Source organism: Massilia sp. CCM 8734, assembly GCF_011682155.1.
Lineage (GTDB): Bacteria > Pseudomonadota > Gammaproteobacteria > Burkholderiales > Burkholderiaceae_D > Telluria_A > Telluria_A rubra.
In genome coordinates, this window is record NZ_WHJI01000004.1 from 37,200 (window position 1) to 53,352 (window position 16,153).

Sequence of the window (16,153 nt, forward strand, 5' to 3'; positions counted from 1 at the left end):
CCATGCTCGAACTGCGCGATCTCGCCAAAAACTACAACGGCCGCCCTGTCCTGAACCGCCTGTCGCACCAATTCGAGGCTGGTCAATTCGTCGCCATCATGGGCGAATCCGGGGTCGGCAAGTCGACCCTGCTGAACCTCATCGCCGGGCTCGATGCGCCCGACAGCGGCGAAATCCTGATCGACGGCCAGAGCATGTCGGCGCTCGACGACAATGCCGCCACCAGCTTGCGCCGCACGCGCATGGGTTTCATCTTCCAGGCATTCCACGTGCTGCCGCACCTGACCCTGGAACAGAATGTGGCCCTGCCGCTGCTGTTGAACGGCCAAAGCCAGGAACGCGCCGGCGCCATGCTGGCCGCGGTCGGGTTGAAAGGACGTGGCGGCGATTTCCCGCGCCAGCTCTCCGGCGGCGAAATGCAGCGCGTGGCGATCGCGCGCGCGCTGGTGCACCGCCCGGCCCTGGTGCTGGCCGACGAACCAACCGGAAATCTCGATCCCGAGACCGCCGACAGCATTCTGGCCTTGCTGCGCAACGAGGTAAAAGCCAGCGGCGCGACCGCCATCATGGTCACACATTCTCACGCCGCAGCCGCTCAAGCCGACAAAACCCTCATTTTGACCCGCTCAGGATTGCAAATTGTGCAAGATGTGCGTTAAAAGCCGCATTTCCGTCGTTTAATTTATCAACTTTGCTGCGAGTATATTCTTTCGGTAGTATCATCGAACCAAACCCGCGATGCATGAAATATATCAGAATGTAACAAACGGGTTGAAGTTGACCAACAGTCGATCAGTCCCCCATCAATGAAAAAATAATCTTTGGAGGAGTACGATGAACGTACGGCAAAAGAAACTGGAAATGATCGAGGCGATGAACCGCGCTCGAGCGCTCGAACCATCGAGCTTTGTGCCGAACAAGCTGCTCGACACCTTGATCGAAAAGATGAACCTCAAGAACGATGCGGAGTTGTGCCGCGTGCTGGAAGTGCAGCCGCCAATCATCAGCAAGATCCGTCATCGGAAACTGGCCGTGGGTGCGACGATTTTGCTGCGCATGCACGAAAAGTCGGATATGAGCATCCGCGACTTGAAGGACTTGTCCAACGCGTCAATGCACTAGGCGGTAAAGCGTGCTGCTTGGCGCCGGCAGCGCATTGTCCGGCGCCCGTTGTAGCGGCACATGGTAACGCTGTATCTCTTCGCATTCCCACTGCATCCACACCGAGCCCCCGTGCGGACGCCAGCTACTCCACCCCGTAATGCCGCGCATAGCGGCTGTCCAGGTTCGCCAGCGGCAGCAGCAAGAACAAATCCGCACTCTCGAAATCAGGATCCCAGGCCGGCTCGCCGCACAGCCAGGCGCCCGATCGCATATAGCCCTTGACCAGCGCCGGCACCTGCGCCCTGGCCGCCGGCGCCAAAGCGCGGATCGGGAACGGCAAATGCGGGGTGACCCGGTATTCAGCCGGCGCGGCGTGCTTGTAGATCAGCGACTGGTACACCGCCACCGCATTGTGGCCGCCGTCGGCCACGCTCATGCTGGCGCAACCGGCCAGAAAATCGCAGCGCTCGCGCCGCATGTAGTCGGCCAGCCCGGCCCACAGCAGCATGATCACGCTGCCGCCCCGGTATTTGGGATGGATGCAGGCGCGTCCCGCTTCGATGATGCGGTTGCGCAGATGGTTCAGGCGACCGAGGTCGAATTCGTTTTCGGCGTACAGGCGGCCGACCAGGCGCGCCCTCGCGGGACTGAGCACGCGGTAGGTGCCCACCACTTTCAGGGTGGAGGCGTCGCGCACGATCAGATGGTCGCAATGCTCGTCGAATTCGTCGCGGTCGAGCCGCTCGGCGTTGACCAGCGCGGCCAGGCCCATCGTCTCGATGAAGACCTTGTAGCGCAGGCGCTGCACTTCGCGCACTTCGGCCGGCGTCGATGCCAGGCTCAGGATCAGCCGCGGGGCGACCGACTTTGTCTCTGGAGAGGAATGGAGGTTGTGCATGCTTCGTCCTTTTGAGTAGCAACGAAGCACAGACTAACTGCATAATTTGTCATGCCAGTGACAAGCGCGTGTCACCTTGATGACACGCGCGCTGCCGGCTTATTCGCTTTTCGGGCGGCCGGTCTTGAGCTGCGGAAGGCTCGACAGCACTTTTTGCAAGGTCGCGATATCGAGGTCGCTGATCAGGGCCACGCCGATGCGCAGCAGTTCGCTCTTCTTGATCTCGAAGCCGGCTTTCAGGCAGGCTTTCTTGACCTGGCCGAGCACCGCGTACTCTTGCTCCGGCATGGTGAAGCTGTCGCGCACCAGCTTGGGCTTGCGCGCCTTCTCGCGCGCGCCGGCGTCGACGTCGGCCGCTGGCGTGGCCTGCCTGGGCGCCGCCTTCGCTGGCGTGGCCGCGCTGCGTTTCGGGGCCGCCTTGGCGCTTGCCGGCTTGGCTGCAATCGTCTTCGCTGCCGCAGGCTTCACCGCTGCCGGTTTGGCCGCTACCGCCTTGGCTGCAATCGGCTTGGCCGCCGCCGGCTTGACTGGCGCCGCTTTAACGGCGCCCTTGCCCGGCGCCGCCGGGGTCTTTACAGTCGCTTTGAGCGGCGCCCGGGCGCTAGCCTTGGCCGGCGCTTTGGCCGCCGCCTTGGCGCGTGGCGCTTCAGGCGTCGTCGCGGCCGGCTTGGCCGGTGCCGCCTTCGTCGCGCCGGTTTTCTTTGTCGTCGCCGTCGTTGCGCCGGCTTTCTTCGGCGCCGTCCTGGTGGCGCGTGCGGCCGGGGCCACCTCTTTCAGGTCGGGAATGGCGTGTCCGTTGGCTTTTGCGCTTGCTGTCTTGGTCATTGAGTGACTCCGTTGAATATCGATTTAAACAGTATATACGATTTACTCAATTGCCGACGCGCAGCACTTTTTTTGAGTTAATGCAACATTACGGCAACTCGGCGCAGAATGCCGCACAGTGCGCCCCGCCCTGCCCCGAATATTGACGTGGATCACAATCCACAAAGAAATATTTGCAGGATTGCGTCACTCTGTATGTGATTTCGCCAACTCCGGATAGCGGCGCAGCAAGTCGCGCACCTTGGCCAGCGCACCCCAGTCGTCCCAGGCCTGCAATGCGCGCCGCCCGTACGCGACGGCCCCGGCGAACTCGCCGCGTTCGCGGCAGCAAGCCGCCGCCAGTTCGCAGGCCAGCGCCGCGTTCTGCACGAAACCGCCCGCCGTGGCCGATGCGATCGCCGCCTCGTAGCCATCCATCGCCGCAGCTGGATTGCCGTCAATGCGCGCCAGTTCGGCGCCCACCAGCAGATAGCGGTTGGCGAAGTTGACAGGGCACGACGCCGCCCACCCGGCCAGCAGCGCGTACTTGTCGCACACCGCTTCGAGCAGGCGGCGCCGGCGCGCCGGCGGGGCCGCGCGGTACAACGCCGTCATCGCCAGCGCGTGATAAAAGTGATGGGTGGTTTCGTTGAATGAGGCGAGGAAGAAATGCAGGTTGGCCGCCGCCGCTTCGGCCGCCTCCAGCGCTTCGTCGTAGCGGCCGAAGGTAAAGGCGGCCACCTGCCGCATCAGCAGATAACGCGCGCGCGCCGCACCGAAACTGCCCTGGCCGAAGTCGGCGATCGCGCCACCGGCATCGTCGGCGTCATCCACGCCGATCAAGGTCACGGCCAGTTGTTCGTAACCGCGCAACAGGCGCAGCAGCACCTGATTGCCGTGGCGCCGCGCGAAGCCCTGGTAGTGCGCCGCCATCTGGCGCACCGTGGCCAGCGGCAGGCCGGCCTCGAACGCATTCCAGGTCGCGACATGGGCCGCGTAGCCGGCGTGCGGCAGGTCGCCGGCGCGTTCGCAGCTGGCAAACGCGTCGCGCAGCGGCTCGACGCTGGTGGCGATCGGGTCGCGCCACGAGTGGATATAGGCCGCATGCACGAAGCGCAGGCGCCCGCTGCGCTTGGACGGCGGCGCGTTGAACTGCACCTGCTCGATGGCCAGCGCCGAAAACGCGAAGGCATCGTCGATCGCACCCAGCGACACCAGCAGGATCGCGTAACGCGAATAGGTCATGCAGGACGATTCGGTGCGCCCGTGCGTGAGCGTGTGGTTGAGCGCCTTGGCCGCCAGCAGGAAGTACAGCTCCGGGCGCGACGAAAACACCGCCGAGCCGACGTCGGACAGCAGTTCCGACACGATCGCCACTTCCGGATCGGTGCTCGCCGGCAGCGCGCCCAGGCTGGCGATGTCGCGCCCGGCCATGCGCTGCGCAATCTCGGCGCGTTCTTCGCCCAGGGCCCAGTCGATTTCGGCGCGCACCGACGGGAAGCTCACGCCGAACAGGGCCAGCGCGTCGAGCGCCACCGATACCGCCTGGTCGAAGCGCCCGCGCAGCTGGTACACGGCCAGGCGCAGCAAGGCCACCCGGGCCAGGTCGATGCGCGAGCGCGCCTGCTCCACCAGCAGCTCGAACAGGCGCCCGGCGCGCTCCAGGCGGCCGCACAGGTATTCGCATTCGGCCAGCGCGGCGTACATGGCGTAGGTGGCGTCCAGGTCGTCTTTCCATGCGCGCGCGGGAGTCAGGCCGGCCGCCAGGCTGAAATAATTGCGCGCCGAATCATAGGCGATGGCGTTGCGCGCCTTGGCCCCGGCCAGCGCGTTCAGGTGCGCCAGGTCGCGCAGCTCGCGCGGCGCGGTGATCGCCGCGCGCGCCCGGTTCAGGTGATGCACGATGTCGAACACGTGCTGGTCGAGCGCCTCCGGCGCCACGCTCTCGCGCAGCAGGCGCCCGATGTGCAGGTGCCGTTCAGGCAGCGACGACGGCGCGATCATCGAGTACGCGCCTTCCTGCACGCGGTCGTGGGCGAAGCGGTAGGTGCCCGGCTTGCGCACGATCAGTCCGAGGCGCGCGGCCGGCCACAGGGTTTCGTCGGTCTCGAGCAGCGACATGCCCGACACCAGCGCGATGGTGTCCAGTCCCGCGTCGGGGCCGAGGCAAGCGAGCAGCTTGACCAGGTCCAGGGTGCAGCCGGGCAGTTGCCCCAGGCGCGCCACCATCAGGTCGATCACGTTGTCGGAAAACGCGCGCGCGGCAATCGCCTGCGCATCCCACTCCCAGCGCGCGCAATCGTCGTTAAACCGCAGCAGGCGGTTTTCGCCGAGGCGGGTCAGGAACTGCAAGGTGAAGAACGGATTGCCGGCCGTCTTGGGGAACACCAGCGCCGCCAGCGGGGCCGCTTCGGCGCTGGCGCAATCGAGCGCCGCGGCCACCAGTTCGCAGGCCTGCGTACGGTCCAGCGCATCGAGCACGATTTCGTTGACGTCGGCACGCACCCCGGCGCCGGCGGCCAGCATGGCGTCGTGCGCCAGCGCCATCGGGTGCCCGCCGCCCTCCGCGCGCGTGCGCCACGCACAGATCGCCAGCACGTGGTCCATGCCGGGATGGGTGAGCAGGTGCGAGAGCAGCTTCAGGCTGGCCGGGTCGATCCACTGCACGTCATCGAGGCACAGCAGCAGCGCCGTGCCGGGGCGCCGGCAGGCTTGCAGGAAGCGCCGGAACACGCTGTCGAAACGGCTCTGCGCTTCCGGCGGCGCCAGCGGCGGCGGAGTCGGATGGGCGCCGATCACCAGCGCCAGCTCGGGAATCAGGTCGAGCATCAGGCGCGCGTCCGCCCCCAGGGCCCCTGTCAGCGCGCTGCGCCACGGCGCCAGCGCGGCCTCGCCCTCGCGCAGGCGCTCGCGTACCAGCGACTGGAAGGCCTGGGCCAGGGAGGCGTACGGGATGTCGCGCTGGCGCTGGTCGAATTTGCCGGCGATGACGGTGGCCCCGGCCGCCGCCTCGGAATGGCGCAGCGCCGTCACCAGCGCCGACTTGCCGGTGCCGGCGCGACCCGACACCAGCACCAGTTGCGGCGCCGCGCCGGCCGCCGCGCGCCGGTGCGCCTCGCTCAGCAACGCCAGTTGCGGCGCGCGCCCGACCAGCTGGGCCGGAATGCGCACGCGCAGCGCGCCGTCGTGGCAACCGAGCACGAACGGTTCGACCCGGCCCTGCGCTTCGAGCATCGAGCGGCAGTGCTGCAGGTCGGCGTACAGCCCGGCCGCGCTCTGGTAACGCTGCGCCGGGTCGGGCGCGAGCAGGCGCGCCACGATCGAGGAACAGATGCGGTCCACCCCCGGACGGCGCCGGGGCTGCTCCTGCTCCTCGGCATCGCCCGTGGCCGCAGCGGGCGCGGGCTCGCCGCTGAGCAGGTGATACAGCACCTGGCCGAGCCGCACCAGGTCCGCCTGCGGGTCGGCCGGCGCGTCGAGCGGCGTGGCGCGCCCAAAGCCGGTCAGGCGCACGCCGGCGGTGGCCGGGTCGAACAGGATGTGGGATGCGGCCAGGTCACGGTGCACCAGGCGACTGTGGTGCGCATGCGACACCGCCAGCGTGATGGCGGCCGCCAGCGTCAGAAAATCGGGCAGGTCGAGCGGGCTTGCGGGCAGGTCGAGCGGCGCGCCGCCGCTGTCGGCCAGCACCAGGGTGACGCTGGCGCCATCGGCGTGAGCGCCGTTGTGGAACAGCGCCAGCGGCGTTGCGGCCCAGGCGCTGTCGAGCAAGTCGCGCAGGGCGAATTCGTGCTCCATGCAGGGTGCATCAGGGTGCGCTGCCGCGCGCACCACCAGCAGCACCGGCAGGCGGTCGGCGTCGCGCACCGCGCGCAGCAGGACCGACTGCTGGTCCGCGCGCAAGGTGTCGATCACGGTATATCCGTAGGGGGCCTGGGTCAAGGTCACCTCTTATTTTTGTCGTACAAACGCCGTTCTCCGATCAGGCGTTGGCAATTATGCCACCACCGATAGGCGTTTGATACAAAAATCCTAACTAGCGATGCCCTTCGTGGGAACTACGCCACGCTGCGCACGCTGAAATCGACTCCGACTTCGTCCCACCATTCCTGCTCTTTTTCGATCCAGTACGACACCGTCGGATGGCTGCCCACCCACTCGCGCCGGATCTCGAGGTCGATGCGGTTCTTCATGCGCAGCTTGAGCTCCCCGGCGTCGGCGTCGATCCGCGCGTGCATCAGCAGGATCGCCACGCGCAGCGCCAGGACCGCCTTGGCGAAGTCGGTATCGGCCAGCGCCTCGGACACCTTGCGCAGGTTGCCCTTCTGCGCCAAGATCAACTTGCTCATGATGCGCTGCTCGCGCGTGGTGAAGCCTGGCATGTCGGCGTTCTCGATCATGTAGGCCGCATGCTTATGGTAGCCGGTCTGCGACACCACCATGCCCATCTCGTGCAGCAGCGCGCTCCAGCGCAGCAGCTTGGCGCAGGCGTCGCCGGCCGGTTTCAGTTGCAGGTACATGTCGCTGGCCAGTTGCGCCACGCGCCGCGCGCGTTCCTGGTCGACATGGAATTTGAGCGCCAGCGCCGCCACCGATTCCTCGCGCCGGTCGCGCTGCATCGAGCGCAGGTACAGGTCCCACATCACGCCCAGGCGCAAGCCCGCTTCGACCGGTTGCATGACGCCGATATCGAGTTCGCGCACCAGCGCGATCAGGATCGCCAGCCCGCCGATGATGGTGCCGGCGCGGTCCGGCCGCAGGCCCGACATGTCGATCAGCGCCACCTGGCCGAAGGCGATGAAGCGCAGCTTGAGCGCATCGAGCCCGGCGGCACTGAGCTTGCCGTCGCCCAGGTTGTTTTTGGCGATGATGTCGGCGATCGCCCGGATCGTGCCCGAGGAACCGTAGGCCTGCGTCCAGAACTGCGGATGGTAGGGCGGCGCGGCGTCTTCGAAGTGGCTGCGCGCCGACAAAATGGCCGCCTCGAACGAGGCCGCGTCGATCCGTCCGCCGACAAAAAACGACAGGCTTTGCTTGACCGTGCCGATGCTGAACGACTCGACCCGCTCGATGTCGGCGCCGCGTCCGAGAATGATTTCGGTCGAGCCGCCGCCGATATCGATCACCAAACGCCGCTCGGACGGGTCAAGCAGCGCGCTGGCCACGCCCATATAGATCAGGCGCCCTTCTTCCTCGCCCGAGATGATCTCGATCGGATAACCGATGGCTTGTTCGGCGGCCGGCAAAAACGCGGCGCCGTTGCGCGCCACGCGCAGGGTGGAGGTGGCCACCACGCGCACGGCGTCGAGGCGGTAGCCCGAGAGCACCGCCTGGAAATTGCGCAGGCAGGCCAGCGCCGACTGCATGGCCGCCTCGGTCAGGTTACCCTTCGCATCGAGGCCGGCGGCCAGCCGGATCGGCTCGCGCACGCTTTTCAATACCCGGATCGCATCGCCATCGTGCTTGCCGATGTGCAGGCGAAAACTGTTGGAACCTAAATCGACGGCAGCGTACATCGAAGCCTCTTTCTGTATTGTTGTCATCAAGGCTCTCCTGCTGCAAAACCAATCACAGTAGCAAAGATATATGACGCCGTCATGACCGGCGCCCTGGCAGTGCCGCGCTTTACACTGGCGGCGCGGCGCCCGCCGGCGCCGCCACCACCTTGTTGCGCCCACCCTCCTTGGCGGCGCGCAGGGCCTCGTCGGCGCGCTTGAACAGGCTCACCGTGCTGTCGTCCGGGCGGATCACGGTCACGCCGAAACTGGCCGTCATCGAAATCATCGCGCGCTCGGTCTTGACCGGGCTGGCCTCGACCGCCGCCCGGATGCGCTCGGCCACCAGCATGGCTTCATCGATGCCGGTGCGCGGCAGCAGCAAGGCGAACTCCACGCCCACCAGGCGCCCCAATTGATCGCTGTCGCGCAGCTGGCGCTTGCACACCTCGGCCACGCTGCGCAAGACCGTGTCGCCGGCCGGGTGGCCGTAACTGTCGTTGACGCGCTTGAACTGGTCGAAGTCGAGCATCACCAGGGAACTGGGCTGGCCGGGGCGGCGCGCCAGCGCCATCCACGGCGCCAGCGCCGCGAAAAAGCTGCGCCGGTTGGGCAGGTCGGTCAAGGGATCGACCAGCGCCAGGCGATCGAGTTCCACGCGCTGGTGTTCGCGCGCCAGCAGCAGGTAGCCGAAGCCGTTGAGCAGCATCAGCAGGTACAGCGCCGCCGAAGTCAGCACCTGCAGCAAGCCCTTGCTCAACCACCCCCACCCCTCGGGCATGGTCAGCACCAGGATGCCGCGCGCGGCCACCAGCAAGGCCAGCAAGGTGATCGAGATGACCAGGAAACGGTGCAGCATGCTGCCGCCGCGCCAGCCGCGCGCCAGGGCCGCCGCGCCGGCCAGGTACAGGACGCCGAGAATGAGCGCGCCGGCCACCACCCGCATGCCGGCTTCGTCGATCGCGTAGCAGGCCAAAAACAGCGCCACCGACAGGCCCATGACCGGATACGCGATGCGGCGCCAGGCCAGCCGTCCGGCCGACTCCCACAGCGCGCCCGCCTCCAGGCCCACGCCGACGAACAGCACACCATAGCCAACCGGGATCGAGACCGCGTCGGGCACCACGCCGCTGCCGTTAAAATACAACAGCAGCCAGGCCACGGCCTGGCATTGCTTGGCGATGGCCCAGGTCGACCAGCTCAGCGACTTGCCGCGCTCATACTCGTAAAAGAACAGCGCCGCGGCCAGGCTCAGGTTGCCCAGCGCGAGCGCAAACAACATCGTCGTGATGTCCATGGCCGCGCCGTGGGAGCTCAGACTTCGTGTTCGACGTTGCTGCTGCCGTCACCGATCTTGCTGGCCCAGGCTTGTGCGAAGAACTGCTTTTCCACCTCGGTGGGCGCGTCGTTCCAGAACACGATCAGGGTGCCCTTGTGGTCGTGGATCTGGGTGAACTTTTCGATGAAGCCATCGACACCGGCAAGGTCGGCCAGCGCCACCACATAACCATAGACCCGGGTCAGGCGCTCGATCCGATCGGGCTCGGTGAAACTGTTGGTGGCGGTGATGGTGGGGTGGTCTAAAAACATAATCTCTCCGGGTTGGCCGCGCCGCTGGCGCACCGCTTGAAGCCGGCCACACACAGCCGGGGCAAGGATCAGCTTATCAGAAACGGCTGGGGCGCAACAGGGGCGCGTGGCGCGCCCGCGCAGCGAGCCGCTATACTGGCGCACGAGCCTCACGCCACCTTGCACCATGCCGCCACCGACCGAGCCATCGCGCCCGCCCACGCCGTCCCCCGCCCCTCCGCTGGTGCACACCCGGGGCGACCGCCGCACGCTCGAATTCATGCCCGGCGACGTGCAGTCCGAAATGCGCCTCTCGCGCCCGCAAGCGCTGGTCCTTGCCTACTGCCGCGCCATCATGTGCTTCGCCCTGTTCGTGCCGCGCCCGCGCGCCATCGTCATGGTGGGCCTGGGCGGCGGCTCGCTGGCCAAATTCTGCTACCGCCATTTTCCGCAGGCGCGCATCACCGTGATCGAACTGCGCGCCGACGTGATCGCCCTGCGTGAGCAATTCTGCGTGCCGCCCGACGACGAACGCTTCACGGTGGTGCACGCCGACGCGGTCGACTGGCTGGCCGGCGCGCGCGCCTGCGCCGACGTGCTGGTGGTCGACGGCTTCGACACGGCCGGCCTGCCGCCGGCGCTGGGCACGGCGCGCTTCTACGGCGACTGCCGCGGCGCCCTGCGCGACGGCGGCGTGCTGGTGGCCAATATCTTCAGCTACGATCCGCGCTATGCCGGCATGCTGGCGCGCCTGCGCCTGATGTTCAACGACCGCGTCTGCTGGTTCGAGCGCATGGCCGGCAACAACCACATCCTGTTCGCGGTCAAGGCCCCGGCCCGGCTCGACCCGGCCCGGCCGTTGCCGCACGCCTTGCGCATGCAACGCTGGGTGGCGCGCCGGCGCGGCCTGGGCAGCATCGCACTGAACCGCCTGCTGGCGCGCGCCGTCGTCGCATGGCTGCAACACCCCTTCAAACGTTCCAAATGACAACGCCTACGTGGCTTTTTAGTTGCTGCATATCAATCAACTTACCGATTTTCATCATTTTGTGACAAACTAACGACGCATCGGGCGCTGCGCAAAGGCGCGCCGGCTGTTCTCGCCCTCTTATTTCTCGCGCTCTACTCTAGGAATCAGGACATGTTGCGTCGTCGCTTGCCGTTCTCGCTCACCGTCGCGGCGGCGCTCACTGTCGGGGCTGGCCTGGCCGCCACCGTCCTGCTAGCCGTGGCCGTGGCCCGGCTCGAAGACGACAAGCTCGCACTCGCCTTCCAGCAACGCGCCACCGTGCGCGTGGCCGCGATCCGCCAGGGGCTCGACGAAGCGGTCGAAGTACTGACCGTCACCAACCAGCTGTTCGCCACCGTGCACCCGGTCACGCGCCGCCAGTTCCACGACTTCACCCAACCGCTGCTGCGGCGCTACCCCTTCATCCAGGCTTTCAACTACCACCGGCTGGTCGGCGCCGGCGAACGCGCGGCGGTCGAAGCCGAGTTGCAGCAAGTCGTGCCGGGCACGCGCATCACCGAAATGGGAGCGCAGGGACGCCGCCCGGCGCCGCCGCGCGCGCAGTACAGCATGGTCGACTACCTCGAACCGATGAAGGGCAACGAAGCGGCCTTCGGCCTGAACGTCGGCATCAACGCGCAGGTCATGAACGCGCTCGAACAAGCCACCGTCAGCGGTCGCGCGGCCGCCACCGGCTTGTTAAGCCTGGCGCAGGACAAGCGCCCGCAAGGCGGCTTCGAAGTCATCATGCCGGTGTACCGCCCCGGCGCCGCGCTGGGCAGCGCCGCCGAACGACGTGCCGCCCTGATCGGCGACACCGCCGCCATCATCCTCGCGCGCGACCTGGTCGCCAAGATCCTGCGCGGCGCCGACCTGCATCTGGACCACGGCATACAACTGGCGGTGTACGCCAGCGCCAGCGCCGACCCGGCGCACCTGGTCTACGCCAGCGCCGGGCTGGACGCCGCCGCCGGGCAGCGCGCGGCCCTCGGTGCGCTGCGCCAATGGACCACCTCCGGCCACCGCGAGCGCCACAGCGCCGCGCTCGACGTGGCCGGCCAGCGCTGGCACGTGGTGGCCAGCGCCGCCCCGCGCCCCTTGTTGCACAACCATCCCGGCTCGATCTCGACCCTGGTCGGCGGCTTGTTGTTCACGCTCCTGATCGGCGCCTTCGTGCAAACCCTGGTGCAGCGCTCGCGCCGGGTGCAGTTGCTGGTCGACGAACGCACGGCCGACCTGAAACTCTCCAACCAGCGCCTGATCGACGACGTGCAGGCGCGGCGCCGCACCGAAGCGGCCCTGCAGGAAAGCGAACAGCGCTTCCGCCAACTGGTGAGCATGTCGTCCGACTGGTACTGGGAACAGGACGCCGACCTGCGCTTTGTCGACATCACCGGCGGCGTGGGCGAAAAAGGCGGCGTGGCGGCCGGACGCCTGATCGGGCGCACGCGCTGGGAAACCGTGGCCGGCATGCGGGAAACCGACTGGGGCAAGGCGCACATGGCGCAACTGGCGGCGCGCGCACCGTTCGCCGACCTCGAATACGAAACCGTGGACGAACAGGGCGAAGCGCGCTGGTTCAGCATCAACGGCGAACCGGTGTTCGACGCCAGCGGCGCCTTCCGCGGCTACCGGGGCACCGGCACCGACATCACCTCCCGCAAACACACCGAGCAGCGCATCCGCCACATCGCCCAGCACGACGTGCTCACCGGCCTGCCCAACCGCAGCCTGCTGCCGGACCGCCTGAGCCAGGCCGTGGCGTACTCGCAGCGCTACGAGCGGCCGGCATGGGTACTGTTGATCGACCTTGATCGCTTCAAGTTCGTCAACGACAGCATGGGCCACAAGGCCGGCGACGTGGTGTTGATGACGGTGGCGGCGCGCCTGCGCGCGGCCCTGCGCGAGACCGACACCGTGGCACGCCTGTCGGGCGACGAATTCGTCGTCATCCTCACCGAGCACGAAGAACGCCTGCAAGCGGACGTGGTGCAGCGCCTGATGGACGCGGTGGCGCAGCCGGTGCCGCTCGGGACCAAGGAGTTTTTCGTCACCTGCAGCATAGGCGTGGCCGTGTACCCGACCGACGACACCCCGGCCGACAGCCTGATCGAGCATGCCGACATCGCCATGTACCGCGCCAAGAAACTGGGCCGCAACAACTTCCAGTTCTACACGCCGACCATGAACGACGAAGCGCAGGAACGGGTGCGCATCGAAAGCGCCCTGCGCAGCGCGCTCGAACGCAACGAATTCGTGCTGCACTACCAGCCGCAGGTCAACCTGGCGACTGGCCAGGTGGTCGGCATGGAAGCGCTGATCCGCTGGCAGCATCCCGAACTGGGCGTGGTCGCGCCCGACCGCTTCATCTCGGTGGCCGAAGAGACGGGCCTGATCGTGCCGATCGGCGCCTGGGTCATGCGCACCGCCTGCGCCCAGAACAAAGCCTGGCAAGACGCGGGGCTGGGCATGCTGCGGGTGGCGGTAAACCTGTCGGCGCGCCAGTTCGGGGCGGCGAACCTGCTGGCCGACATCAGCGACGTGCTGGCCCGCACCGGGCTGGCGCCCTCGCTGCTCGAGATCGAACTGACCGAAAGCCTGTTCATGAGCGACGTCACCCTGGCGGTCGAACTGCTGCACAGCATGAAGTCGCTCGGCGTGAATTTATCGATCGACGACTTCGGCACCGGTTATTCGAGCCTGTCGTACCTGTCGCGCTTTCCGATCGACGTGCTCAAGATCGACCGCTCGTTCGTCTCCGACATCACGCGCGACGCCAACGACGCCGCGATTGTCGCCTCGATCATCGCGCTGGCGCACAACCTGAAGCTGTCGGTGATTGCCGAAGGGGTCGAGACGGCCGAGCAGCTCGACTACCTGCGCCGCCACGGCTGCGACGAAATGCAAGGCTACTACTTCAGCCGGCCGCTGGCGGCGTCCGCGTTCGAAGAACTGCTACGCCAGCACAAAAGCTTGCCGCTGGCGCTGACGGCCGGGCATGCGGAGCGGGTGGAAGCATAAAGAGCGCCTGGTATTAGTAGTCAGATCGACATCTTTGTTCAAAAATAGACTATCATCTTCGACTGACAGCCATTTTTCGAGCCAAGCGACACACATGAGTGAAGACTTTCAGCGCCAGCGGGCCGATCCGCAAGGCAGCGAGGCGCCCAGCCCGCGCACCGATTTCCGCACCCGGGACGTGGTCAACCAGGCGATTGCCGCGATCCCGAGCGTGGGCGTGCAGCAAGCGGCAGAATTCCTGGCCGCAATGAATGTCCCCTCCGAAATTGCCATCCGCACCCTGATCTACAAAGGCACGCGCCGCGACGAACTGTAGCGCCGGCCCCGCCTCCCACCCGGGTCCTGACTCCTCGCAACCATCCAACCGGGGTCTGACCTCTGTTTCGAACGGGTCCTGACTCCTCGCAACCATCCAACCGGGGTCTGACCTCTGTTTCGAAACATTGTTAAATCCCTGGTGCTTTGATCAGCCAACAATATCAAGACTATTTGCTGCGCAGGTGGCAAAGACCGTATTAATGTAGCGGGGAATCGTTAAGCACGAGCCGTGCCCTGGACAATACAGGCAAGAATGTCAAATGTTTCGAATCAGAGGTCAGACCCCGGTGGTGGGGGAACGGGGGCGGGGGTCTGACCCCGGTTTGGGAGGACGGTAACTAGCCGGGGCTTATTTGTCTTGGGCGTCGATGTCGGCCAGCGATTCGCGGCCTTTGTCGGTGACGCTGTGGCCGCCCGCTTCGAGCGCGACGATGTGGGATTTTTTGACGAGGAAGACCAGTACGTCGGCGTCAACCACCGCCGCCTCATCGGCCAGCAGCGCGCGCAATCCGGCGATGCAGCGGCGCAGGAACAGCACTTGCTGCCCCTTGTCCGTCAACGCAAGCTTGCCGTCTTTGCTGTACTGGATCATTTTCAGGCCCGCCAGACGCTTCGCGTTGCGCCCCACGCAGGCGTTGAAGCGGTCATGCTTCGCCCCGCCCAGGATATGCCCGAGCGCGTCGTATTCGTCTGTCGTTAATTTCTCGTTCTTCATTGCTGATTTCCATGTGGCCAATTTTCGGCCCCCATGGTAACCGCGCAGGCTGCCCGGGGCAACCTGCATTCGCTGACAACACTCACTTTACTGTGCGGAACAGGAACCAGACCGCGCCAATGCTGAGCATCGCGCAAAGTAGCAACGCCACTTGCACGCCGCGCGAACGCAGTACCGAGCCACGGCCAAGGTAGATCTTGTTGTGTAAAGAATTGCCCATCATGTTCTCCCGGAACAAAAAAGTCGCTTGATGGTTTAATTATAGGAAGCCGCCGTCATTCGCAGTGTGACGACGAGCACAAAATATAACAAATGTAGACTGGTAGCAACACATTGACTCGCCTGAGGACCGCCCTGGCGTCCGGCCCTACTGCGCGCCAGCGAATCGCTTGCACTGTTAGCATCATTGCCAGAGCGCCGCGCCGGTGCGGCACTCCCCTATACAAAGGAGAATCCCCATGCACGCCACCTCATCCTTCCCGGATCCGGCCCAGGCCAGATCCCTCGTCGACGAGGCCGATATCGGCAGCGGCGAAAAACCGCCATCCCAGCTTGAAACCGAGAAAATTATTCGCCAGATCCCTCCCCTGCCGCCATCGGACCCGGACGACGCCGACAACGATAACGACACTGACGCTTCCGCAGCCGGACAATTCGACGGCGGCGAGAACCGCGATAAGCGCGAACACGACGCCTCGCTCGAACGGGATGAGCCAAGCGAACAGCTCGATCAGCTCGATCCAGTGCCGCCCAAGGGCCAGTAAACCTGCCTCACCGCGCCGGCGCAACCATGCGCTTGCGGCGCGCCATGCGAACCGGCGCGACACCGGCGCGCGCACCGCGCCCACGCCGGATGCCACGCGCGCCCACGCGCCAGGCCAGCCTGCACGAAGCGCCGCGTCAGCCAGCGAGCAACACCGTCACCCCATCAAGCCTTGATCGGCGGCACCGGCATTGCCGGCTCTTCAACCGGGGCATTGACCGGCGGCGGCACGTCGTCCGGCACCGGGCTCGGCTTCGGATCGGTCGGCGGCAAGTCGTCCGGATCGGGGGTGGAATGGGCGCGCTGCGGCGATGTCGTCGAATGATTGTTGTGGGACATGAATTGCCTTTCCTTAGGGGTTATCAAAAATGCTGTTCCATCCGGCGCACGGCTGGCGCGCGCGCGGCATACGGTCTTTTTACGGTATCGTTGATCCTTCCGGGCGCCTCGCCCGGCC

15 protein-coding genes are annotated in these 16,153 nt (G+C 66.2%); 6 read left to right on the forward strand and 9 right to left on the reverse strand.

All coding sequences use genetic code 11. The features are described from left to right. Window positions 1-2 precede the first annotated feature (2 nt). Window positions 3-659, forward strand: coding sequence for an ABC transporter ATP-binding protein (locus F2P46_RS05265; RefSeq protein WP_166885922.1), 657 nt, complete (start codon window positions 3-5; stop codon window positions 657-659). Between the two features lie 175 nt (window positions 660-834). Then, window positions 835-1,122: a hypothetical protein gene (locus tag F2P46_RS05270; protein ID WP_054263205.1), complete on the forward strand. Its 288-nt coding sequence runs from the start codon at window positions 835-837 to the stop codon at window positions 1,120-1,122. A 124-nt stretch (window positions 1,123-1,246) separates the two neighbouring features. On the opposite strand, the gene F2P46_RS05275 is transcribed toward F2P46_RS05270, so the two are convergent. From F2P46_RS05275 to F2P46_RS05300, 6 genes are all read right to left on the reverse strand, one after another. Next, on the reverse strand, window positions 1,247-2,002 hold the full coding sequence (locus F2P46_RS05275; protein ID WP_166885924.1) for a GNAT family N-acetyltransferase: 756 nt from the start codon (window positions 2,000-2,002) through the stop codon (window positions 1,247-1,249). Window positions 2,003-2,101: 99 nt separating this feature from the next. Beyond that, complete coding sequence (locus tag F2P46_RS05280) at window positions 2,102-2,827, reverse strand: hypothetical protein (protein ID WP_229509086.1); 726 nt, start codon at window positions 2,825-2,827, stop codon at window positions 2,102-2,104. A 186-nt stretch (window positions 2,828-3,013) separates the two neighbouring features. Next, complete coding sequence (locus F2P46_RS05285) at window positions 3,014-6,748, reverse strand: AAA family ATPase (RefSeq protein ID WP_166885926.1); 3,735 nt, start codon at window positions 6,746-6,748, stop codon at window positions 3,014-3,016. A 116-nt stretch (window positions 6,749-6,864) separates the two neighbouring features. Then, a complete protein-coding gene (locus tag F2P46_RS05290; protein ID WP_166886326.1) occupies window positions 6,865-8,322 on the reverse strand; it encodes a Ppx/GppA phosphatase family protein in 1,458 nt (485 codons plus the stop codon). A 109-nt stretch (window positions 8,323-8,431) separates the two neighbouring features. Then, entirely contained in the window at window positions 8,432-9,598 is a 1,167-nt protein-coding gene (locus F2P46_RS05295) for a GGDEF domain-containing protein (protein WP_166885928.1), read from the reverse strand. 17 nt (window positions 9,599-9,615) lie between these two features. Beyond that, window positions 9,616-9,891: a hypothetical protein gene (locus tag F2P46_RS05300; RefSeq protein WP_166885930.1), complete on the reverse strand. Its 276-nt coding sequence runs from the start codon at window positions 9,889-9,891 to the stop codon at window positions 9,616-9,618. Between the two features lie 166 nt (window positions 9,892-10,057). Between F2P46_RS05300 and F2P46_RS05305 the strand changes: the two genes are divergently transcribed. The 3 genes from F2P46_RS05305 (at window position 10,058) to F2P46_RS05315 (ending at window position 14,216) form a co-directional block, all read left to right on the forward strand. Then, the gene (locus tag F2P46_RS05305; protein WP_166885932.1) at window positions 10,058-10,858 is read left to right on the forward strand and encodes a methyltransferase; all 801 of its coding nucleotides are present in this window, start codon (window positions 10,058-10,060) and stop codon (window positions 10,856-10,858) included. Between the two features lie 153 nt (window positions 10,859-11,011). Further along, window positions 11,012-13,900: an EAL domain-containing protein gene (locus tag F2P46_RS05310; protein WP_166885934.1), complete on the forward strand. Its 2,889-nt coding sequence runs from the start codon at window positions 11,012-11,014 to the stop codon at window positions 13,898-13,900. A gap of 94 nt (window positions 13,901-13,994) precedes the next feature. Continuing rightward, window positions 13,995-14,216 (forward strand): hypothetical protein, encoded by a 222-nt coding sequence (locus F2P46_RS05315; protein ID WP_166885936.1) that lies wholly within the window; start codon window positions 13,995-13,997, stop codon window positions 14,214-14,216. Window positions 14,217-14,567: 351 nt separating this feature from the next. Here F2P46_RS05315 and F2P46_RS05320 read toward each other — a convergent pair whose 3' ends face one another. Both F2P46_RS05320 and F2P46_RS05325 read right to left on the reverse strand, forming a co-directional pair. Next, window positions 14,568-14,933 (reverse strand): hypothetical protein, encoded by a 366-nt coding sequence (locus tag F2P46_RS05320; protein ID WP_166885938.1) that lies wholly within the window; start codon window positions 14,931-14,933, stop codon window positions 14,568-14,570. 82 nt (window positions 14,934-15,015) lie between these two features. Continuing rightward, on the reverse strand, window positions 15,016-15,153 hold the full coding sequence (locus tag F2P46_RS05325) for a hypothetical protein (RefSeq protein WP_166885940.1): 138 nt from the start codon (window positions 15,151-15,153) through the stop codon (window positions 15,016-15,018). Between the two features lie 238 nt (window positions 15,154-15,391). Here F2P46_RS05325 and F2P46_RS05330 point away from each other — a divergent pair, with 238 nt between their 5' ends. Then, complete coding sequence (locus F2P46_RS05330) at window positions 15,392-15,697, forward strand: hypothetical protein (RefSeq protein WP_166885942.1); 306 nt, start codon at window positions 15,392-15,394, stop codon at window positions 15,695-15,697. 164 nt (window positions 15,698-15,861) lie between these two features. Here F2P46_RS05330 and F2P46_RS05335 read toward each other — a convergent pair whose 3' ends face one another. Continuing rightward, a complete protein-coding gene (locus F2P46_RS05335) occupies window positions 15,862-16,035 on the reverse strand; it encodes a hypothetical protein (RefSeq protein ID WP_166885944.1) in 174 nt (57 codons plus the stop codon). Window positions 16,036-16,153: the final 118 nt, after the last annotated feature.

Excerpts from the sequence above, each read along its gene's own strand:
- F2P46_RS05275 (WP_166885924.1), bottom strand. The coding sequence starts at position 2,002 with ATGCACAACCTCCATTCCTCTCCAGAGACAAAGTCGGTCGCCCCGCGG.
- F2P46_RS05270 (WP_054263205.1), top strand. The coding sequence starts at position 835 with ATGAACGTACGGCAAAAGAAACTGGAAATGATCGAGGCGATGAACCGC.
- F2P46_RS05315 (WP_166885936.1), top strand. The coding sequence starts at position 13,995 with ATGAGTGAAGACTTTCAGCGCCAGCGGGCCGATCCGCAAGGCAGCGAG.
- F2P46_RS05305 (WP_166885932.1), top strand. The coding sequence starts at position 10,058 with ATGCCGCCACCGACCGAGCCATCGCGCCCGCCCACGCCGTCCCCCGCC.
- F2P46_RS05335 (WP_166885944.1), bottom strand. The coding sequence starts at position 16,035 with ATGTCCCACAACAATCATTCGACGACATCGCCGCAGCGCGCCCATTCC.
- F2P46_RS05330 (WP_166885942.1), top strand. The coding sequence starts at position 15,392 with ATGCACGCCACCTCATCCTTCCCGGATCCGGCCCAGGCCAGATCCCTC.
- F2P46_RS05280 (WP_229509086.1), bottom strand. The coding sequence starts at position 2,827 with ATGACCAAGACAGCAAGCGCAAAAGCCAACGGACACGCCATTCCCGAC.
- F2P46_RS05290 (WP_166886326.1), bottom strand. The coding sequence starts at position 8,322 with ATGTACGCTGCCGTCGATTTAGGTTCCAACAGTTTTCGCCTGCACATC.
- F2P46_RS05265 (WP_166885922.1), top strand. The coding sequence starts at position 3 with ATGCTCGAACTGCGCGATCTCGCCAAAAACTACAACGGCCGCCCTGTC.
- F2P46_RS05295 (WP_166885928.1), bottom strand. The coding sequence starts at position 9,598 with ATGGACATCACGACGATGTTGTTTGCGCTCGCGCTGGGCAACCTGAGC.
- F2P46_RS05300 (WP_166885930.1), bottom strand. The coding sequence starts at position 9,891 with ATGTTTTTAGACCACCCCACCATCACCGCCACCAACAGTTTCACCGAG.
- F2P46_RS05325 (WP_166885940.1), bottom strand. The coding sequence starts at position 15,153 with ATGGGCAATTCTTTACACAACAAGATCTACCTTGGCCGTGGCTCGGTA.
- F2P46_RS05320 (WP_166885938.1), bottom strand. The coding sequence starts at position 14,933 with ATGAAGAACGAGAAATTAACGACAGACGAATACGACGCGCTCGGGCAT.
- F2P46_RS05310 (WP_166885934.1), top strand. The coding sequence starts at position 11,012 with ATGTTGCGTCGTCGCTTGCCGTTCTCGCTCACCGTCGCGGCGGCGCTC.